The organism is Yoonia sp., from assembly GCF_046498525.1.
GTDB lineage: Bacteria > Pseudomonadota > Alphaproteobacteria > Rhodobacterales > Rhodobacteraceae > Yoonia.
Window position 1 is genome coordinate 1 of record NZ_JAWOAN010000287.1, and the last position, 19,196, is coordinate 19,196.

The following is a 19,196-nucleotide window of genomic DNA, read 5'->3' on the forward strand; positions in this document are numbered from 1 at the left end:
TAATCAACTGTGTTCCAGTCAATTGCGTCTAACCTCGTGTTACTAGACCTTGACCAGGCATGTGTAAGCCCAGCGATTTCTCAGGCAGGATAACCCACTAGGAGGAATGGCTGCACACCTTGATACTGGCGAGTGCACGGGGCGTCCCTTGCGAAGTCCTAGAGGGGGTAGTTGGACGCGATGGGGATGCGTTGGTCCGCGCAGAACTGTCTGACGCCGAAGTCCACCACTATTTGCAGACTAAGTGACAGCACACTTGCTAATCGACCTGATACCGCGGCATTTGTTCGATCACCCGTTGTTTGGCAATCACACCAATGTTGCAGCAATCATCTCCTGTAGCGCGTGCTGTATGTCCACATATCGCTTCAAACACACGCTGCGAAACCCCCTGTTCACGTGCCACAGTCTTGAACCAATATCGCCAACCGTGTGGACCGCGGCAGCCGATGCAACAAGTGTTTCGCTGATCAGCATAACGGAACACACTTTAGATGTTCTGTGAATCCAGCAAAAGAACGGTCACAAGAGTTTATTTCATACTGATAGATCGTAGGCAGGTAACTTGGTGATTGCTGCAATGCGCGTTGCCGTAGTCACGTCGCCATAGGCATCACCAGCGGTCCGGCCCGCATGACCCTGTATTGCATCCATTACCCGATCAGATATTCCAAGCTCCATGCACTGCGTCTTGAGCCGATGCCGCCAAGCATGGTTTGGAGGCAATCCCTCTGGGCTTAACCCTTCTTTGCGTAACCAAGTCGCAAGTTGATTTGAGATTTGTTTGGACTTGCGCACATAGCTTTCTGGCGTTTTACCATTATGAAACAACGGCCCCTGCCCCGATGCGTTCAACAGATCCACAAAACCCTCTTCGATGATTTGTGGGTGCAACGGCACATCCCGAAAACCGCCGGTCTTCACGCTTCCTGCATCTGGTGTAATCCTAGCTACCCAAATACCATCTATCTGCCGAATGTCCTCTTTGCGTAGCTGCGTGATTTCTGTGACCCTTGCACCTGAAAACGCGCAGATCATTGGAACCCATCGTTTTGCGGTCACAAGTGCTGGCGTTTCGCGAATGTATCCATTTTCATCGGCGTGGGGCTGATAGGATCGTGAAGTCTTCAAGACCTTTACCGCTTCCGCGTTTGTGTAACCACGTTCGCGACTATAGACCTTTTTCGGTTTCGGTTGCTTCTCATTGCGCGCCGGATTTTCCGGTATGTGATCGTTATCAACGGCCCATTCAAAAAGGGTTCGCGCAGTGGAAAGGTAAACGTCGCTAATGGTTTTGGCTTGATACGATTTGAGCAGGTGATCACGCCATTCCAGCATGTTCTTCTTTGTCACTTTCAGCGCATCATCATGACGTAAGAATTTGCGCAAGTTTTCGATGACAGGCGTCTGCCGCTTGGCACCATCTTTCATGAAACCAGCTTGCTGGCGCGATGACACATAATCTGTCCACAGTTTTTTTATGCTCACTCGCTTCTGCGGCGTTTCAAGCGGTGTAGCGTTCAAAATGATAGGCGCTGTAGGCTGTCCAGCAAAATCACCTTCGTCGCGCTCTGCGGCCCTGGCTAGTGCTTCCAGCTCAGCACTGCACAATGCACGCGCAACCACCCGCCATTCATCCGTTCCAATTGCAGCGTCAAAATTTCCAGCGGTCCGAAACCGATGAAGTTGATCACCCGTCAAGTCATGCAGTTCAGCATCGGCTGCACGGCCTGCAATTGCATCGCGCAGCCTTTGAACAAGATGATCGTCAATGCCAGTGTTGGCGTATCGAGGGTCATTTCGCAGTTCGTCGTCAAAGGCCAACCTGCGCATATATTGCGCAAAAGCAATCTGATCGGCAGCAAGCGGATAGCGGGGCGTAGGGCCAACTTGCCCAACCCGCCGTTCAGCTTCGGCAATTTGATTTTGAAGGCCAGCCAAGGCGCCGGGCTGCATTTTGAGTGCCTCACGATAGTCAGCACCTAACGCGGTGCGCAATTCGCTCTTGCCGACGATTCCCCGCAAGTCTTTCGGCACAACCAACCTCGCGTGGTAGCGACCATTGCGGTTAACTAGATACCTAACTTTTCCGGCCATTTCAAAATCCATTTGTAACCAAAGTTGTAACCTTCAAACGGCCTACAGCCCTTTAATGCAAGGGTTTACTTTCTTATCAATAGGATAGAATGGTGGGTGATGAGAGGCTCGAACTCCCGACATCTTCCGTGTAAAGGAAGCGCTCTACCAACTGAGCTAATCACCCGATGCGGCATCGTTTAGACCAGCCGTGCGGGTTGTGCAAGCCTCATTCCAACAGGTTTTGTGCGCCATCTTTCAGATGATAGACGCACCCCTGCCCGCCATGGATCGTACGCACCGCATTGGCCTTTTCACCGACGACAAGACCCCGGATCATGCTGCTTGTGATGCCATGCGTTACAATGACCGCAGGCCCTCTCAAATCGGCCAAAAACGCGTGGCAACGCAGTTTGAGCCGTGCAAACCCCTCACCGTTCGGGGCAATCTCGTATTGTGCCATGAAAGGGTCTTTGCCCTTGGGCATCGGCAATTCGTCGCGTAACCGCCCCGACCAGTCACCCACGCCGATTTCACGCAGCCGGTCATCCGTCCGGATGTGGTCCGCGATCCCCGCCAGTGCGATCGCCGCCGTTTGAAAGGCGCGGCCCTGCGGACTGGTCAGAAAGGAAAATCCGCTCAGGTCCAAGGCTGCAAGGATGTTGCGCTGATGCGCCGCATCGCGCAATCCCTTCTCCGTCAGAGGCGAGTTCAACGCGCCCTGCATCCGGTTTTCGGCGTTCCACGTCGTTTCGCCGTGGCGCAGGATATACAATTCTGGATGCGACATGATTGGCTTCAGGCGGTCAACTGCAGTTCACGATATGGCTAGGCATCGTCGGCAATGACGATGGCGTGCGTCGCGTTATTCGGCGTCCGCAATTTCAACGTCATTACCAACGCACCACCATCCAATGCCTTTGTTTTCACGACACGCAGCTTTCCCAGTGGCGGCATGTTCACTTCCGCCCCTTCACGCAAGGCATCACCCAGCACGGCCAGAGCCGCCTCGACCGCCGGTTTGACATCGCGCTTCTTAAGGCCGGTGCGGGCGACGACCTCTTCCAGCAATTCCGGCTTCTTGATCAACCGGGGTTCATCGGCCGTTACGGGCTCTGTCTGGGTCGACGTGCGTTGCATAGTTAATTCCTTATCTGCTCCGCGCCATTACGCCCCCTGCAACAGCCAAGGTCAAGCAGTTAGCCAAAGCAAAAGGCGCCCCCCGAAGGGAGGCGCCCTTCATTTGATTACAGGCCGCCGGCTTAATGTGTGCGGGCAGTTGCTCCGCCGTTTTCAGCCTTGAGTGCTGCGGCGGCGGCTTCTTCTGCCGCCTCGTCCCACTCGATCGGCTCCGGCTTGCGCACCAGCGCACGTTCCAGCACCTCGGACACGTGACGTACGGGGATGATGGTCAGCCCCTCTTTCACGTTATCGGGGATTTCCGGCAGATCCTTGGCGTTGTCCTGCGGGATCAGCACCGTGGTGATGCCGCCGCGCAAGGCGGCGAGCAGCTTTTCCTTCAAGCCCCCGATTTGCATCGCGTTGCCGCGCAACGACACTTCGCCCGTCATGGCGATATCCTTGCGTACGGGAATACCCGTCAGGACCGAAACGATCGAGGTGACCATCGCAAGACCGGCACTCGGGCCATCCTTTGGCGTTGCACCGTCCGGCACGTGAACGTGAATATCCAGCGTGTCGAACTGGGGCGGCTTCACCCCGATTTCCGGTGCGATGGACCGCACATAGGACGATGCGGCATCAATCGATTCCTTCATGACATCGCCCAGTTTGCCGGTGGTTTTCATCCGGCCTTTGCCCGGCAGGCGCAGCGCTTCGATATTCAAAAGCTCACCACCTACAGAGGTCCATGCCAAACCGGTCACGACACCGACCTGATCTTCTTCCTCGGCCAGACCAAAGCGGAACTTTTCCACACCAAGGAAGTCGGAAAGATTGTCGGCTGTGACAGTGATCACATCCGCCTCTTTCTTGACGATCTGGGTCACCGCCTTGCGGGCGATCTTGGCCAGTTCACGTTCAAAGTTCCGCACACCTGCTTCGCGGGTGTAATACCGCGCGATCCCCGTCAGCGCCTCGTCGGAGACAGAGAATTCCTTATCCTTCAGACCATGGTTCTTCATCACCTTGGGCAGCAGGTGTTGGCGTGCAATCTCGCGCTTTTCATCTTCGGTGTAGCCGGCGAGCGAAATGATCTCCATCCGGTCCAGCAACGGCCCGGGCATGTTGTAGGAGTTCGCAGTCGTCAGGAACATCACGTTCGACAGGTCATATTCGATCTCCAGATAGTGATCGACGAATGTGCTGTTCTGTTCAGGATCAAGCACTTCGAGCATTGCCGACGCGGGATCGCCACGAAAATCCTGGCCCATCTTGTCGATCTCGTCGAGAAGGATCAGCGGGTTCGTGGTTTTCGCTTTTTTCAACGCCTGAATGATCTTGCCGGGCATCGAACCGATATAGGTCCGGCGGTGACCGCGAATTTCGCTCTCGTCACGCACGCCACCCAGCGAGATGCGAATGAACTCGCGCCCCGTGGCCTTGGCAACCGATTTGCCCAAGCTCGTTTTACCCACACCCGGAGGCCCCACAAGGCACATGATCGGACCTTTGAGCTTCCTCGAGCGCTGTTGGACGGCGAGGTATTCGACAATCCGTTCCTTGACCCTTTCCAGTCCGAAGTGGTCGTCATCCAGGACGGATTGCGCACGGTTCAGGTCTTTCTTGGTGCGCGATTTGACGCCCCATGGCACAGCCAGAATCCAGTCCAGATAATTGCGGATAACTGTGGCTTCGGCTGACATCGGTGACATGTTCTTGAGCTTTTTCAGCTCTGCATCCACCTTTTCGCGGGCCTCTTTGGACAGCTTGGTTTCGGCGATCTTCGCCTCAAGCTCCTCGACCTCGTTCTGGCCCTCTTCGCCATCGCCAAGTTCCTTCTGAATGGCTTTCATCTGCTCATTCAGATAGTACTCCCGCTGGGTCCGCTCCATCTGCGATTTCACGCGTGTCTTGATCTTTTTTTCGACCTGCAGCACGGACATTTCGCCCTGCATCATGCCAAATACCTTTTCCAGACGCTCGGACACCGAAAGCGTCTCCAGAAGCCCCTGCTTCTGGTCGACTTCAATGCCCAGATGTCCGGCAACCAGATCAGCCAGTTTTGCAGGTTCGGTCGCATCACCGACAGCGGCCATCGCCTCTTCGGGGATGTTCTTCTTGACCTTTGCATAACGCTCGAACTCGGCCGACACATTGCGCACCAGTGCCTCGATCTCGGCGGGGTCGCCGTCGGTTTCGGGCAGGTAAACACAAGCCGCTTCAAAGAAGCTGTCGTTCGGGACAAAATCAGTAATCTCGACACGCGCACGGCCTTCGACAAGCACCTTCACGGTGCCATCGGGAAGCTTCAGCAGTTGCAGCACATTGGCCAACACGCCTGTCTTGTAGATGCCGTCCTCTTTGGGGTCGTCCTCACCGGGATCGACCTGACTGGACAGCAGAATTTGCTTGTCGTCCTGCATCACCTCTTCAAGGGCGCGGACGGATTTATCACGGCCTACAAACAGTGGCACGATCATATGCGGAAAAACCACAATGTCGCGCAGCGGCAGGACGGGGTAAGATGAACTCAACGGTTCTTGCATGCTCTTTTCCTTTTTTGGCAAGACGCGCCGGTCCCGCTTGGCGGCAACATGGAGCGTCTCCTCTCGCGATCAATATGTGGGGTAAGGCGAAACGGGTTTCAACCAAACAAAATCATCAAGTGGCGGCAGATTGCCTGTCACGTTCCAGAGTCGCAAGGCGCGAATCCGCAAATGGCATCTCTATCGCGGCAATATGGATGTGTGTGTTGCGCCGAACGCGGCAAACATTTGATCACACCGGCTCTATATCACCCAAGGCACGTACCGCATGAAAATCCGCTTCCCAATCCGCAAAGCACCCTGCGGCAATCGCATCGCGCATACACTGCATGATCTCTTGAAAATAATGCAGGTTATGCCACGTCAGCAACATGCCGGAGATCATTTCCTGAGCGCGGAACACATGGTGTAGATAGGCGCGCGAATAATTGGAACAAGCCGGGCAAGTGCATTGCTCGTCCAAGGGTCGCGGATCATCGGCGTGGCGTGCGTTCTTGATATTCACGACACCGCGCCGTGTGAACAATTGCCCCGTCCGTCCCGACCGGCTGGGCAGCACACAATCCATCATATCAATGCCGCGCTTGACGGCACCGACGATATCATCCGGCTTGCCCACCCCCATCAGATAGCGCGGCTTGTCGGCGGGCAGTTGATCGGGGGCAAAGTCCAGCACGCTGAACATGGCCTCCTGTCCCTCGCCCACGGCAAGACCGCCGACAGCATAGCCTTCAAATTCGACCGCCTTCAGCGCCTCGGCACTTTGCGCGCGCAAATCCTGTTCCAGTCCGCCCTGCTGGATGCCGAACAGCGCGTGGCCGGGTCGGTCGCCAAAAGCGTCACGTGAGCGTTGCGCCCAGCGCATTGACAGTTCCATGCTTTCCTGGATCCGTTTGCGATCCGCCGGCAGTGCGGGACACTCGTCAAAACACATCACGATGTCAGAGCCGAGCAGCTTTTGAATTTCCATCGACCGTTCCGGGGTGAGCGTATGTTTTGACCCGTCTATGTGGCTTTTGAAGGTCACGCCCTGCTCTGACAGCTTGCGCAAATCCGCCAGACTCATCACCTGAAATCCGCCGCTGTCGGTCAGGATCGGTTTTTGCCAGTTCATGAACTTGTGCAGGCCACCCAAGCGGGCAATCCGCTCGGCTGTCGGGCGCAGCATCAGATGATAGGTATTGCCCAGCAAGATATCGGCACCTGTCGCGGCGACGCTTTCAGGCATCATCGCCTTGACGGTGGCGGCTGTGCCGACGGGCATAAAGGCAGGCGTGCGGATTTCCCCGCGCGGGGTCGAGATTACACCGGTGCGGGCCTTGCCGTCCGTGGCGTTGAGGGCGAATGAAAAGCGTTGGGTCATGTCCTCTCTTTCCCTGATCTGCGGTCGTTTGCCAAGGGGAGATCGGGGTCCGGCCATCCTTGTATCTTGCGACATCACGCCCGGCGCTTTGCCACTACAAAGTTACCCCCCCTTTACGGCACAATCCCTAAACCCTATATGTTTGCTCAGGAATAGCAGGGAACGACGCCATGACCGACAGCAACGCTCAGCTTGAAGGCGCACCAATGATTGCGCCTTCCACCACGGACCATCCTTTGTACGATGATGTCGTCAAGGCATGTCAGTCCGTCTATGACCCTGAAATCCCGGTGAATATCTATGATCTCGGTCTGATTTACACGATTGATATCAAGGAAGATAACGCGGTGAACGTGATTATGACCCTCACCGCCCCGGGTTGCCCTGTCGCCGGAGAAATGCCCGGTTGGGTCGCCGACGCGATCGAGCCGCTGCCCGGCGTCAAGCAGGTCGATGTGGAAATGACGTTCGAACCGCAATGGGGCATGGACATGATGTCCGATGAAGCCCGGCTTGAACTTGGGTTCATGTAGGTTACGGAAAACTGTCACCAAACGGTGAAAGCCCCGTTACAATCAGACCTCATATGCAGCTTCATTCGCAACAATGGAGCAGCACATGAAGCGCTTTACACTGACACTCATCGCCACCCTCGCGGGCACATCCGCCATTGCAGACGCGCATCTGACCTATGGTCCGCGCCCCGCGTTCCTGATTGCACAGATGGACGACGGCCCACTGAAATCAAAGCTGCAGTCTTGCGCGGCGCAAATGCCGCAAAGGACGGATTTTTCCATCGGGCATCGCGGCGCACCACTTATGTTCCCCGAGCACACAGTGGAAGCCAATGTCGCAGCAGCGCAGATGGGTGCAGGCATTCTCGAATGTGATGTCACATTCACGGCTGACGAAACACTGGTCTGTCGCCACGCACAGAACGATCTGCATACGACAACAAATATCCTCGTGACCGATCTGGCCGACAAATGCACAACGTCGTTCTCGCCCGCGACCACCGACAGTGCTGCCAGCGCCGAATGTCGCACCAGCGATCTGACATTGGCCGAGTTCCGCAGCCTGTCGCCCAAGATGGACGCCGCCAACAGCGCCGCCACAACAGCCGCCGACTATCAAGGTGGTACAGCGGACTGGCGCACCGATCTATTCGTCGCCGACACGACGCTTATGACTCACGCCGAATCGATCGCATTGTTTCGTGATCTGGGCGCGAAATTCACCCCCGAGCTTAAATCCGCCTCTGTCGAGATGCCGTTCAACGGCTTCAGCCAGGCAGACTATGCGCAAAAACTGGTCGATGAATACAAAACCGCAGGCGTGCCCGCATCTGACGTCTGGTTGCAGTCGTTCAATCTGGACGATGTTGTTTACTGGATCGAAAACGAACCGGACTTCGGCGCTCAGGCGGTCTATCTTGATGACCGCTACGAAGCTTTTGACGATGACGAGGGCGAAATCAATCCAAACGACCCGGCGACATTCAAGCCGACCATGCAGGAATTGTCCGACATGGGCGTGAACTATATCGCGCCGCCATTGTGGATGCTGCTGACGCTGAAAGATGGTGAAATGATGCCATCGGCCTATGCAACAGAAGCGACAGCCGCAGGCCTGAACATTATCACATGGACACTGGAACGGTCCGGTCCGCTCGGGAATGGCGGCGGCTGGTATTTCCAGTCAGTCACGGATGCCATCGACACCGACGGCGCGTATTTTGAGGTGCTGGATGTGCTGGCCCAACAGGTGGGCGTCAAGGGAGTATTTTCCGACTGGCCTGCCACCACGACATACTATGCCAACTGCATGGGCCTCTAAGCCCTGCCCGCCCCGGCCTGACTGCAGGTCGGGGCACCCAAGCTTCGGTCGATCCGCATCACAATCGTGCGGTATCCGGCACCCCCTCCTTGAGTGAAGGCCGCAACTGCCCTACATTGGGATCAAAGGAGTTCTACATGTTCGGCATCCCGGGAAAACAAGCGGTCAGCATCACTGACAAGGCGGCAGCACAGGTCGCCAAGCTAATGAAAAAAGACGGCCATCAGGGCTTGCGCATCGGCGTCAAGAAAGGCGGTTGCGCGGGCATGGAATACACCATGGACTATGTGACAGAGGTGGATCCTCTCGATGAAGTCGTCGAACAGGGCGGCGCACGTGTGATGATCGCCCCCATGGCGCAAATGTTCCTGTTCGGAACCGAGATCGACTATGAGGTCTCGCTACTTGAAGCCGGCTTCAAGTTCCGGAACCCAAATGTCGTGGATGCCTGCGGATGCGGCGAGTCGATCAAGTTCGACGAAAATATTTCGGCAACCTGACGGCCCGCACCTATGCAGGTCTTTTCGGCACCTTCGTGTCACAACACACCTTGGCGCCCTATGTCGGACACGGCCCTTGACGATCCGCCAGCGGCCTGCACATTAACGAGGCGTAATCTCGCGTCATTGATGTAAGGACCTGCCATGCCCCGTAAAATCCCCGCCGGTAACTGGAAGATGAACGGGCTCCAAAGTACCTTGTCCGAATTAAAGACACTTGAGGACAAACACGGCGACGCCGATATCGCGATCCTGATTTGTCCACCATTTACCCTGATCAGCGCCTGTGAGGACACTCCGTTCGATATTGGCGGTCAGGATTGCCATACCGCAGAATCAGGTGCGCATACCGGCGACATCAGCGCGGAAATGCTGGCGGATGCCGGTGCAAGCTATGTGCTTGTTGGTCACTCTGAACGGCGCACCGACCACGGTGAAACCGACGCGCTGATCGCAGCCAAAGCGCAGGCGGCCTACAATGCGGGCCTGATTGCAGTGATCTGCATCGGTGAGACGTTGCAAGAGCGCGAGGCTGGCAAGACGCTTGATGTGATTGATACCCAACTGGCAGGCTCCGTGCCGGATAAGGCCGACGCCCAGAATACCGTGATCGCCTACGAGCCTGTCTGGGCCATCGGGACCGGAAAAGTCCCCACAACGGCCCAGATCGCCGACGTCCACGCCCATATCCGCCGCCGGCTGCAAGACCGTTTCACTGATGGTGCCGAGTTTACGTTGCTTTACGGCGGGTCGGTGAAAGGCAGCAATGCGGCCGATATCTTTGCAGTGCCCAATGTCGACGGCGCGCTCGTCGGCGGGGCTAGTCTGACAGCGGCAGATTTCTCGCCCATCATCGTGGCGCTCGAGTCCGCCTAAGGGTCTTCGATCAAATGACGCAGGGTACTGACCGCAGTTTTGATATCCTTGATTGTCGCGTCGGCACCAACCAGCCCCAGAATATCGGGGTGATGATCAAGAATATTGCCTGCGACAACGAGATTGGCCAAAGGATGCGAAATACGGATCGCCAGAACGAGGCGGGCCAAAGCCTCTAGTCTGTCATCTGAGTTGGCGACCAAGACGATTGCGCGGTAATTGCGGCGGTCGGATTGATCTACCAGCATGTCGTGGTCCAGTCCGACCATCATGTCCACATCCCAACCTTCACGGCGGAAAATCTCGGTCGCAATCTCGATACCAAGCGTGTGCGTCTCACCGGGGACCAGCGCAAACATCGCCGGCCATTCATCACGCTCAGCCAGAATGCTGGGGGCAATCACATGACGCAGGCCCCTGATGACCCGGTAAAGCTTGCCGCAGGCCAGCGTGACGTCGATAAATGAAATCGCATCGTCGTCCCACATTTCGCCAAGGCGGCGCGCAGCCCCGGCAACATAACCGAGGTAAATCGCGTCCACCTCGACCCCGTCCCGACGCGCGGCAAGAATGAAGTTGTCGGCCGCATCATCGCTTTTTGACAGCAAAGCCGCGCATAGCTCATCAATGTCGGCAGGGCTTGGCAAATCTTCTTTTTTGACGGCCCGCGGCATTTTGAATGCGAGCCGTCTTACAGCTTCACGCGCGAGGGCTGCCACTGCATCTTGCGACAATTCCCGTTTCACCAACCGGAGTTGACGGTTGGTCTTTCTGTATTCTGTGCGATCGAACACGTCTTCGTTCATAGGCGCTTTGTCCATGAACGCTCCCCCCTTGTTGGTAAGTATTTACCTTTACTTCGTCTTCGAATGAGACATTTTTGTATCCAACTGCATACAGGCTAGCATAGCTCTGATTTGATTCCGGCGCGTCAGAACGTCGCGGTGGTGTGTCGCGCCGCAGTCGCTTTTTGAGGCAACTGGAAAGCTTCCGCGCTCTTGCAATAGCGCCGGACGTCGGACAAATGTGCGGCATGAAAAAGCTCAGCCAATCTCCGACCGAACCGGCCTTCGTCCAAGCGCCCTACCCCTTCTACGAAAAGGCCCGCAACGCGGGTGATTTCATCTGGTGGACGGATTACGACATGGCCTGCGCGGTTTCTCACAAGATGGTTCATGCTGTCTTGCGTGACCGGCGCATGGGCCGTGAATGTCCTGCCGAACTGGCACCAGCCATCCCCGAACACCTAACCCCGTTCTATAATGTCGAAGCACATTCGATGCTGGAACTCGAGCCCCCGCGCCACAGCCGTCTGCGCGCACTGGTGCTGCGTGCCTTTACCAGCCGCACAATTGCAGCACTTGCCCCTGATATCCGTGCGCTTTGTCATGACCTGATCGACAGTTTTCCTGATCAGCCCTTTGATCTGCTGACGCATTACGCACAGCCCGTACCCGTCGTGATCATCTCGCGCTTGCTGGGCGTGCCGGAAGAGCGCGCGGACGATCTGGTGCGTTGGTCCAACGCGATGGTGGCGATGTATCAGGCCCGCCGCACGCCCCAGATCGAGGCAGACGCGATCGCCGCCACAAACGACTTTGTCAGCTTCATGCGCGGCTATGTCGCCAAGCGGCGGAAAAGCCCGACCGATGACCTGATCTCGACCCTGATTGCAGCAGAGCAGGACGGCGAAAAGCTAAGCGAAGATGAATTGATCACGACTTGCATCCTGCTGCTGAATGCCGGGCATGAGGCCACGGTGCATACCTTGGGCAATGGCACCAAGACACTGCTGGAACATGGGGTGACCACCATCACCCAAGCAGCCGTCGAAGAAATCATCCGCTATGATCCGCCGCTGCATATGTTCAGTCGCTGGGTCTACGAGGATGTGACCCTTGGCGCGTATCACTTCAAACGCGGTGATCAAATTGCTTGCCTGCTGGGGGCCGCAAACCGCGACCCGCTGGCGTACGACCGACCCGAGGTTTTCGACCCCACCCGCAAGGGCCCGCAGAATACCAGCTTTGGCGGCGGCATCCACTTTTGCGTTGGCGCACCGCTGGCGCGGCTGGAATTACAGATCGCACTTGAGGTTCTGTTTGAACGGTGCCCTGACCTGATGTTGGCCGAGGCACCGCAATATGGTGATGTCTATCACTTTCACGGGCTGGAACGCTTGATGGTCCGGTCCGGCAGCTAAAGCGGCAAAGCCACCGTCGATTTGATCTCTTCCATCGACAAAAGTGCGGTGACGTTATGCACCTTCACCTCTGAAATCAGCGCCTGATAAAACGTGTCATAGGCCCGCGCGTTCTTTACCCGGACCTTCAGGATGTAGTCTATATCCCCTGCCAGACGGTGCGCTTCCTGCACCTCGGGGCGCGATTTCAACGCCTTTAGGAACCGGCCTTGCCATTCTGCGTCATGTTCGGACGTGCGGATCAAGACAAAGAAACAGGCTTCGAATCCCAACGCATCGGCATCCAGCAGCACTGTCTGTTGCCCGATGATCCCCGCTTCGCGCATCTTGCGAATGCGATTCCATACGGGGGTCTTGGACGACCCCACCGACTTGGCAATTTCGTCCAGTGATTGTGCTGCATCCGCTTGCAGGGCCGCCAAAATTTTCCGGTCTGTGGCGTCTATCCGTACTGTCATTCTCAATTCTCCAAAATCACAGGACATGTGGCCCTAAGTCAGATCAATGTGGAACATATGTTCTTAATCGGCGGCAACGGGAAGTAAATACCAGAACATTGTTCTACATTGAACCCAAGAAACAAGAGGTTCGCCATGAAGCATTTTCCCATATTCCTCGCCGTCGAAGGCCGCCGCATTGTTCTGTCGGGTGGTGGCGATGCCGCAATGGCCAAGCTGCGTCTGCTGATGAAAACCGAAGCGCATCTGACGGTGATCGCCGAGGACATCGCCGATGACATCCGCAAATGGGCGGATCAGGGCAAGCTGCGGATTATTGAACGCACGATGGAACCGGGTGATGCACTCTGTGCGGCCCTGTTCTATGCCGCCAATGAAGATGACGCCGAAGATACCCGCGTGTCTGCCATTGCCCATGCCGAAGGCGCGCTGGTCAATATCGTGGATAACCTGTCCGACAGTCAGTTCATCACCCCTGCCATCGTGGACCGCGACCCTGTGACCGTCGCCATCGGCACCGAAGGCGCGGCGCCGGTGCTGGCACGTGCGATCAAGGCCGATCTGGAAGAGCGCCTGCCGGCATCACTGGGCACCCTTGCCCGCATCGGCAAAACCTTCCGCCACGCGGTCGAGGTGCTGCCAATGGGCCGCAAGCGCCGTGATTTCTGGGCGGCTTTCTACTTTGGCGCGGGCCCCAATGCGCTGGCTGGAGCGGGCGAAGACTCTGTGATCCCTGCTCTTGAAACCCTGCTCGATACTCACATCATGCAAACCGCCAAGGCCGGTTCGGTCGACCTGGTAGGCGCTGGCCCCGGCGACCCTGAACTGTTGACGCTCAAGGCGCGCAAGGCGCTGGACAAGGCCGATGTCGTGATCCACGACCGTTTGGTCACCGGCGAAATTCTTGAACTTGCCCGCCGCGAAGCGATCATCATCGACGCTGGCAAAGAGGGTTTCGGCAAAGCGATGGCGCAAGCCGATATTGACGCGCTTATCGTTCAACACGCGCTTGACGGTCTCCATGTCGTGCGGCTCAAGGCTGGTGATCCGACCGTCTTTGGCCGTTTGGACGAAGAGATCGAAGCTATAGAGGCGCATAATATTCCCTACAGCATCATTTCCGGCATCACCGCCGCCTCTGCCGCTGCCGCCAATATCGGGCAAAGCCTGACCAAGCGGCGGCGCAATTCCTCGGTGCGGCTGATTACCGGCCACGATACCAAAGGCTATGCCGATCACGACTGGCGTGCGCTGGCGCAACCGGACCAGGTTGCCGCGATCTATATGGGCAAGAAATCCGCGCGCTTTATTCAGGGCCGTTTGCTGATGCACGGTGCCGATCCCGCAACGCCCGTCACTCTCATCGAAAACGTCAGCCGCGCCGATCAACAGATCATCGCGACCACGCTGGCAGAGCTGGAGCCGACGCTCACGCAGGCCAATCTGCAAGGGCCCGCAATCACATTCTACGGCCTCGCCCCAAGGGCGGCGCAGGCGAAAGCAACAAGCCTCAGGGAGTTCGCATAATGCCACGCGCATACACACCCAAAGTGATCACCGGCAATGCATTGCTGGAAGGCGATGCTGTCTGGCTGACCGAAGACGACACATGGACCCGCAATATCCGCGAGGCGGAGTTGATCACCAACGAGGCCCACGCCGATTTGCGTCTGCTGCAAGCGCAGGCGCGTTCGTCTGAAATTGCCGGTGCTTATCTGGCAGATGCCAAACCCGGCGCGCACGGCCCGGAGCCCATGCATTTCCGCGAAGCGTTCCGCACGCGCGGTCCGTCCAACTATGCCCACGGCAAGCAAGCGGAGCATTCATAATGTATACCTACACCGACTTTGACGAAGCTTTCGTTCGCAACCGTGTCGCCCAATTCCGTGGGCAGGTGGAGCGCCGCGTTGACGGATCGCTGACCGAAGACGAATTCAAACCGCTGCGCCTGATGAACGGTCTTTATCTGCAACTGCACGCCTATATGCTGCGGGTCGCTGTGCCATATGGCACGCTCAACCCTGACCAGATGCGTCAGCTGGCCTATATCGCGGACCGGTGGGACAAGGGGTATGGCCACTTCACGACACGCCAGAATATCCAGTACAACTGGCCCAAACTGCAGGATGTGCCTGATATGCTGGCGGCGTTGGCCGACGTCGGCATGCATGCGATCCAGACATCGGGCAACACGATCCGCAACGTGACAGCCGACCATTTCGCCGGTGCCGCAGCCGATGAAATCGAAGACCCGCGTCCCGTGGCCGAACTGCTGCGCCAGTGGTCGACGGACCATCCGGAATTCCAGTTCCTGCCGCGCAAGTTCAAGATTGCCGTGACGGGTGCCGCGCATGATCGGGCGGTGACCAAAGCGCACGACATCGGGCTACGCATGGTGCGCAACGACGCGGGAGAGCCCGGTTTCGAAGTGATCGTCGGCGGTGGCCTTGGTCGCACGCCAATGGTGGGCAGGGTGCTGCGCAGCTTCCTGCCCAAGGCGGACCTGCTGCCCTATTGCGAAGCGATCGTCAGCGTCTACAACCTGCTGGGCCGCCGCGACAACAAGTACAAGGCGCGCATCAAGATCACCGTGCATGAAAACGGGCTTGAGAAGATACAGGAGCTGGTAGAGGCGCGTTTCGCAGAAATCCGCAAAGGCTTCAGCGGACTTGATCAGGCCCTGCTTGCGGAAATCGAAAATGCCTTTGCGCCGCCAGCTTTCGAGAGCAAATCAACCGACAACTATGAGGCGGGCCGTCTGGACAACCCTGCATTCCGGTCGTGGACCGACACGAACCTGTCGGAACATAAGGCCGAAGGCTATGCCATCGTGTCGATCAGTATCAAGAAACACGGGGCCACGCCCGGCGATGCGACATCCGACCAGATGCGCGTGATGGCCGATCTTGCCGCGCAATACGGAAATGGCGAATTGCGCATCAGCCACGAACAGAACGTGATCCTGCCGCATGTGCATAAATCCGACCTGCCCGCAGTCTATGCCGCCCTGCGCGCAGCGGAGCTTGCAACCGCAAACATCGGTCTGGCCTCGGATATTATCGCCTGCCCCGGCATGGATTACTGCGCGCTGGCCACAGCCCGTTCGATTCCGATTGCGCAAGAGATTGCGACGCGGTTCGATGAACTGAAAATCGAACACGACGTCGGCCCGCTCAAGATCAAGATATCGGGCTGCATCAATGCCTGCGGGCATCACCATGTCGGTCACATCGGTATCCTTGGCCTTGATCGGGCCGGCGTTGAAAACTACCAGATCACGCTGGGCGGTGACGGGACAGAAACCACGACCATCGGCGAACGCGCAGGCCCCGGCTTCAGCGCGGACGAGATCGTTCCAGCAATTGAACGGTTGGTCACAGGATACCTTCACCTGCGCCATGACGCCGATGAGACTTTTCTGCAGGCCTATCGGCGTCTGGGCATGACGCCCTTCAAAGCAATCCTTTACCCAAGCGAGGACAAAGCAAATGCCGCTTAAGGAACTGGCCGCGCGCCGTAATATCCTGCACCGCAAATCCGACGCGCAAACCGTGCTGCGCCATGCATTGGACGACGTGCAGATCGGCAAGATCGCTTTGGTGTCGTCCTTTGGCGCCGAAAGCGTCGTATTGCTGCATATGGTAGCGCAGATCGCCAAAGACACACCGGTGATCTTTCTGGATACTGAAATGCTGTTTCCCGAAACGCTGACCTATCAGCGTGAGGTCGCTGCGGCCCTCGGTCTCAGCGATGTCCGTGTGGTCACGCCGAACCGGAATGCCGTGCTGACCGAAGATGTGGACGGGCTCTTGCATCAGGCCGACACGGATGCCTGCTGTGATCTGCGCAAAACACGGCCACTGGCCGATGCGTTGGAATGCTTTGACGGCTGGATTAGGGGCCGCAAACAGTTTCAGGGCGGCAAACGTGCCGACCTGCCGCTTTTTGAAAAGGACGGACGCAAGATCAAGATAAACCCGCTGGCAAACTGGACCGCGCAGGACTTGCAGGCCTATATCGCCAAGCACGATCTGCCACGTCATCCGCTTGTGGCAAAAGGCTATCCTTCGGTCGGCTGCATGCCCTGCACCACCCGCGTAAGCGATCATGAAGACCAGCGCGCAGGCCGTTGGCGTGGCAAGGACAAAACGGAATGCGGTATTCATTTCGGATCACCTCAGACGGCTGCGTCTGTGGTCACTGCGGAATGAGTTTTTTGGCCAAGATGAAGATGGAGCGCTGGCTCTCGAGGAAAATAAAATGAACATCATTGTGACAGACACAGGCTTTGCCGACGATGATTTCGCCTGCGGATTCGTGCGTTTGGACGAGGTCGCCGCGCATGATTACGCCTGTGGCATTGATTTGCCCTCGGACACCGCGCCAGAGGCCTTGGCGGGGCTGAACGACGCAGCGATGATCCGGATCGACTTCCCCTCATCCGCCGATGGGCGCGGGTTCACACTGGCTGCGATGTTGCGCCGCGCAGGCTATAAAGGACGCTTGCGGGCCAAGGGCCATGTGCTGGCCGACCAATACGCGATGGCGCGGCGGTCCGGCTTTGACGAAGTTGAAATCGACCCAACTCTTGCCGCCCGTCAACCCGAGGACCAATGGCAATTCCGTGCGGATTGGCAAAACCATCACTATCAGGCCCGCTTGCGGGGTTCGATCTAGAGAATTCGACCCACCCCCTTCCCCTGATCCAGATCAACGACTAAACCGGAGGGCGCCCCTATCAGGGCTGCCATGAATGATATGACCGAGCAGACCCCCGTGACCACAGATACCGCCAAAGCCGTGCCGACACTGCCAGACGCGCAGATGGTGACAGACGTCAAGCATTACACCGACAGGCTGTTTTCCTTTCGGGTGACGCGGCCTGCATCCTTGCGGTTCCGGTCGGGTGAATTCGTGATGATCGGCCTGATGGGTGATCCCGACCCGAAAACGGGCAAACAGAAACCGCTCTTGCGGGCCTACTCCATCGCCTCCCCGTCTTGGGACGAAGAACTGGAGTTCTACTCGATCAAGGTGCAGGACGGGCCGCTGACATCAAGACTGCAACACATCCAGCCGGGTGATGAGGTGATCTTGCGGCCCAAGCCTGTCGGAACACTGGTGCATGACGCCCTGCTGCCTGGCAAGCGGCTCTGGTTCTTTGCCACCGGTACCGGTTTTGCCCCCTTCGCATCATTGCTGCGCGAACCGCAAACCTATGAAGACTATGACGAGGTGATCATCACCCACACCTGCCGCGAAGTCGGCGAGCTGGCTTATGGCCGTGACCTGATCGCGGCGCTCAAAGAGGATGAACTTCTCAACGAAGTCATTGGCGAGGGCTTTTGGAAAAAGATCAAATACTACCCCACCACGACCCGCGAAGAGAGCCCCAAGATGGGGCGGATCACCGATTTGATGCGCTCGGGAGAGGCCTTTGCAGATTTGGCCGTACCGCCGCTGTCACCCGATACCGACCGCGCGATGATTTGCGGCAATCTGGCGTTCAACCTCGAACTGAAGGGCATGCTGGAGGAATACGGGCTGGTCGAAGGGGCCAACTCGAACCCGCAACACTATGTGGTCGAGAAGGCGTTTCTCGACTGACAGCGCAAACGAGAACGGCCGCACCTTGTCCGGTACGGCCGTTTTATTTTCAAGCGAAGTAACGGCGGTGCCTTGCCGCGTTACTCAGTGACTTCTTCTTCTGTCGTACCGTTGAGGCTGTCCAGCGCATCGCCAACGGCACCTTCGATCGAATCAGTGACATCATTGAGAGTCTCTTCGGCGGCTGCCGCAGCTTCTTCGGCAGTCGCAGCAGCTTCGGCAGCGGCTTCTTCAGCAGCGGTAGCAGCTTCGGTCGCGGCTTCCTCGGCAGCGTCCGCCGCTTGCGCAGCGGCTTCTTCAGCCGCAGCGGCAGCTTCGGCGGCGGCGGCTTCGGCAGCTTCGGCGGCAGCTTGTGCTTCGGCTTCGGCGGCAGCTTCAGCTTCAGCGGCAGCTTCGGCAGCGGCGGCGGCCTCTGCCTCCGCGGCGGCTGCAGCCTCGGCGGCTGCACGTTCCGCTTCTTGAGTGGCACCGGTCAGAACGCCGATTGCTTCACCCGGGCCGCGCCCTTCGGCCGCGTACTGGTAGCCGAAGAAGCCAATAATCGCGACGACGACGAGAATGATAATTGCACGCATGGTAATATCCTTGCATTTTTCGTTGATTGAGGCC

General features: G+C 57.4%; 19 protein-coding genes and 1 tRNA gene. 11 read left to right on the forward strand and 9 right to left on the reverse strand.

Features of this window, described 5'->3' with window-relative positions:
* Positions 1 to 537: 537 nt before the first annotated feature.
* The 6 genes from R6T97_RS16650 to tgt form a co-directional block, all read right to left on the reverse strand.
* A complete protein-coding gene (locus R6T97_RS16650) occupies positions 538 to 2,097 on the reverse strand; it encodes a DUF6538 domain-containing protein (protein WP_410350400.1) in 1,560 nt (519 codons plus the stop codon).
* 90 nt (positions 2,098 to 2,187) lie between these two features.
* Positions 2,188 to 2,263, reverse strand: a tRNA-Val gene (locus tag R6T97_RS16655).
* 42 nt (positions 2,264 to 2,305) lie between these two features.
* A complete protein-coding gene (locus tag R6T97_RS16660) occupies positions 2,306 to 2,866 on the reverse strand; it encodes a histidine phosphatase family protein (protein WP_410350401.1) in 561 nt (186 codons plus the stop codon).
* 38 nt (positions 2,867 to 2,904) lie between these two features.
* Complete coding sequence (locus tag R6T97_RS16665; RefSeq protein ID WP_410350402.1) at positions 2,905 to 3,216, reverse strand: HU family DNA-binding protein; 312 nt, start codon at positions 3,214 to 3,216, stop codon at positions 2,905 to 2,907.
* Between the two features lie 122 nt (positions 3,217 to 3,338).
* Positions 3,339 to 5,744, reverse strand: coding sequence for an endopeptidase La (gene lon / locus R6T97_RS16670; RefSeq protein WP_410350403.1), 2,406 nt, complete (start codon positions 5,742 to 5,744; stop codon positions 3,339 to 3,341).
* A 232-nt stretch (positions 5,745 to 5,976) separates the two neighbouring features.
* Complete coding sequence (gene tgt / locus R6T97_RS16675; protein ID WP_410350404.1) at positions 5,977 to 7,107, reverse strand: tRNA guanosine(34) transglycosylase Tgt; 1,131 nt, start codon at positions 7,105 to 7,107, stop codon at positions 5,977 to 5,979.
* Between the two features lie 170 nt (positions 7,108 to 7,277).
* Between tgt and R6T97_RS16680 the strand changes: the two genes are divergently transcribed.
* The 4 genes from R6T97_RS16680 to tpiA all read left to right on the forward strand — a co-directional run bounded on the left by R6T97_RS16680 (position 7,278) and on the right by tpiA (position 10,319).
* Positions 7,278 to 7,640: an SUF system Fe-S cluster assembly protein gene (locus tag R6T97_RS16680; RefSeq protein WP_410350405.1), complete on the forward strand. Its 363-nt coding sequence runs from the start codon at positions 7,278 to 7,280 to the stop codon at positions 7,638 to 7,640.
* 85 nt (positions 7,641 to 7,725) lie between these two features.
* Positions 7,726 to 8,943: a glycerophosphodiester phosphodiesterase family protein gene (locus tag R6T97_RS16685; protein WP_410350406.1), complete on the forward strand. Its 1,218-nt coding sequence runs from the start codon at positions 7,726 to 7,728 to the stop codon at positions 8,941 to 8,943.
* Between the two features lie 137 nt (positions 8,944 to 9,080).
* Positions 9,081 to 9,443 carry a HesB/IscA family protein gene (locus tag R6T97_RS16690; protein ID WP_410350407.1) on the forward strand — a complete coding sequence of 121 codons (363 nt, stop codon included), beginning with the start codon at positions 9,081 to 9,083 and terminating at the stop codon, positions 9,441 to 9,443.
* A 144-nt stretch (positions 9,444 to 9,587) separates the two neighbouring features.
* The gene (gene tpiA / locus R6T97_RS16695) at positions 9,588 to 10,319 is read left to right on the forward strand and encodes a triose-phosphate isomerase (protein WP_410350408.1); all 732 of its coding nucleotides are present in this window, start codon (positions 9,588 to 9,590) and stop codon (positions 10,317 to 10,319) included.
* Here tpiA and R6T97_RS16700 read toward each other — a convergent pair.
* Positions 10,316 to 11,140 (reverse strand): B12-binding domain-containing protein, encoded by an 825-nt coding sequence (locus R6T97_RS16700; protein ID WP_410350409.1) that lies wholly within the window; start codon positions 11,138 to 11,140, stop codon positions 10,316 to 10,318. The two genes, tpiA and R6T97_RS16700, sit on opposite strands and share 4 nt — an antisense overlap.
* A 212-nt stretch (positions 11,141 to 11,352) precedes the next feature.
* Here R6T97_RS16700 and R6T97_RS16705 point away from each other — a divergent pair, with 212 nt between their 5' ends.
* Positions 11,353 to 12,522: a cytochrome P450 gene (locus R6T97_RS16705; RefSeq protein ID WP_410350410.1), complete on the forward strand. Its 1,170-nt coding sequence runs from the start codon at positions 11,353 to 11,355 to the stop codon at positions 12,520 to 12,522.
* Here the strand turns inward: R6T97_RS16705 and R6T97_RS16710 are convergent.
* Entirely contained in the window at positions 12,519 to 12,980 is a 462-nt protein-coding gene (locus tag R6T97_RS16710; protein WP_410350411.1) for an Lrp/AsnC family transcriptional regulator, read from the reverse strand. The two genes, R6T97_RS16705 and R6T97_RS16710, sit on opposite strands and share 4 nt — an antisense overlap.
* Positions 12,981 to 13,115: 135 nt before the next feature.
* On the opposite strand from R6T97_RS16710, the gene cysG reads away from it, so the two are divergent.
* From cysG to R6T97_RS16740, 6 genes are all read left to right on the forward strand, one after another.
* A complete protein-coding gene (gene cysG / locus R6T97_RS16715) occupies positions 13,116 to 14,507 on the forward strand; it encodes a siroheme synthase CysG (protein WP_410350412.1) in 1,392 nt (463 codons plus the stop codon).
* Positions 14,507 to 14,809, forward strand: a complete 303-nt coding sequence (locus R6T97_RS16720) for a DUF2849 domain-containing protein (protein ID WP_410350413.1) — start codon at positions 14,507 to 14,509, stop codon at positions 14,807 to 14,809. The genes cysG and R6T97_RS16720 overlap by 1 nt, the downstream gene beginning before the upstream one ends.
* A complete protein-coding gene (locus R6T97_RS16725; RefSeq protein WP_410350414.1) occupies positions 14,809 to 16,479 on the forward strand; it encodes a nitrite/sulfite reductase in 1,671 nt (556 codons plus the stop codon). Before R6T97_RS16720 ends, R6T97_RS16725 begins: the two co-directional genes overlap by 1 nt.
* Positions 16,469 to 17,191 carry a phosphoadenylyl-sulfate reductase gene (locus R6T97_RS16730; protein WP_410350415.1) on the forward strand — a complete coding sequence of 241 codons (723 nt, stop codon included), beginning with the start codon at positions 16,469 to 16,471 and terminating at the stop codon, positions 17,189 to 17,191. The genes R6T97_RS16725 and R6T97_RS16730 overlap by 11 nt, the downstream gene beginning before the upstream one ends.
* A 49-nt stretch (positions 17,192 to 17,240) precedes the next feature.
* A complete protein-coding gene (locus R6T97_RS16735; protein ID WP_410350416.1) occupies positions 17,241 to 17,657 on the forward strand; it encodes a DUF934 domain-containing protein in 417 nt (138 codons plus the stop codon).
* A 72-nt stretch (positions 17,658 to 17,729) separates the two neighbouring features.
* Complete coding sequence (locus tag R6T97_RS16740; protein WP_410350417.1) at positions 17,730 to 18,587, forward strand: ferredoxin--NADP reductase; 858 nt, start codon at positions 17,730 to 17,732, stop codon at positions 18,585 to 18,587.
* Between the two features lie 80 nt (positions 18,588 to 18,667).
* On the opposite strand, the gene R6T97_RS16745 is transcribed toward R6T97_RS16740, so the two are convergent.
* Positions 18,668 to 19,162: a hypothetical protein gene (locus R6T97_RS16745; protein WP_410350418.1), complete on the reverse strand. Its 495-nt coding sequence runs from the start codon at positions 19,160 to 19,162 to the stop codon at positions 18,668 to 18,670.
* Between the last annotated feature and the right edge of the window lie 34 nt (positions 19,163 to 19,196).

Coding starts and splice junctions, on each gene's coding strand:
- R6T97_RS16650 (WP_410350400.1), bottom strand. CDS start 2,097: ATGGCCGGAAAAGTTAGGTATCTAGTTAACCGCAATGGTCGCTACCAC.
- R6T97_RS16660 (WP_410350401.1), bottom strand. CDS start 2,866: ATGTCGCATCCAGAATTGTATATCCTGCGCCACGGCGAAACGACGTGG.
- R6T97_RS16665 (WP_410350402.1), bottom strand. CDS start 3,216: ATGCAACGCACGTCGACCCAGACAGAGCCCGTAACGGCCGATGAACCC.
- lon (WP_410350403.1), bottom strand. CDS start 5,744: ATGCAAGAACCGTTGAGTTCATCTTACCCCGTCCTGCCGCTGCGCGAC.
- tgt (WP_410350404.1), bottom strand. CDS start 7,107: ATGACCCAACGCTTTTCATTCGCCCTCAACGCCACGGACGGCAAGGCC.
- R6T97_RS16680 (WP_410350405.1), top strand. CDS start 7,278: ATGACCGACAGCAACGCTCAGCTTGAAGGCGCACCAATGATTGCGCCT.
- R6T97_RS16685 (WP_410350406.1), top strand. CDS start 7,726: ATGAAGCGCTTTACACTGACACTCATCGCCACCCTCGCGGGCACATCC.
- R6T97_RS16690 (WP_410350407.1), top strand. CDS start 9,081: ATGTTCGGCATCCCGGGAAAACAAGCGGTCAGCATCACTGACAAGGCG.
- tpiA (WP_410350408.1), top strand. CDS start 9,588: ATGCCCCGTAAAATCCCCGCCGGTAACTGGAAGATGAACGGGCTCCAA.
- R6T97_RS16700 (WP_410350409.1), bottom strand. CDS start 11,140: ATGGACAAAGCGCCTATGAACGAAGACGTGTTCGATCGCACAGAATAC.
- R6T97_RS16705 (WP_410350410.1), top strand. CDS start 11,353: ATGAAAAAGCTCAGCCAATCTCCGACCGAACCGGCCTTCGTCCAAGCG.
- R6T97_RS16710 (WP_410350411.1), bottom strand. CDS start 12,980: ATGACAGTACGGATAGACGCCACAGACCGGAAAATTTTGGCGGCCCTG.
- cysG (WP_410350412.1), top strand. CDS start 13,116: ATGAAGCATTTTCCCATATTCCTCGCCGTCGAAGGCCGCCGCATTGTT.
- R6T97_RS16720 (WP_410350413.1), top strand. CDS start 14,507: ATGCCACGCGCATACACACCCAAAGTGATCACCGGCAATGCATTGCTG.
- R6T97_RS16725 (WP_410350414.1), top strand. CDS start 14,809: ATGTATACCTACACCGACTTTGACGAAGCTTTCGTTCGCAACCGTGTC.
- R6T97_RS16730 (WP_410350415.1), top strand. CDS start 16,469: ATGCCGCTTAAGGAACTGGCCGCGCGCCGTAATATCCTGCACCGCAAA.
- R6T97_RS16735 (WP_410350416.1), top strand. CDS start 17,241: ATGAACATCATTGTGACAGACACAGGCTTTGCCGACGATGATTTCGCC.
- R6T97_RS16740 (WP_410350417.1), top strand. CDS start 17,730: ATGAATGATATGACCGAGCAGACCCCCGTGACCACAGATACCGCCAAA.
- R6T97_RS16745 (WP_410350418.1), bottom strand. CDS start 19,162: ATGCGTGCAATTATCATTCTCGTCGTCGTCGCGATTATTGGCTTCTTC.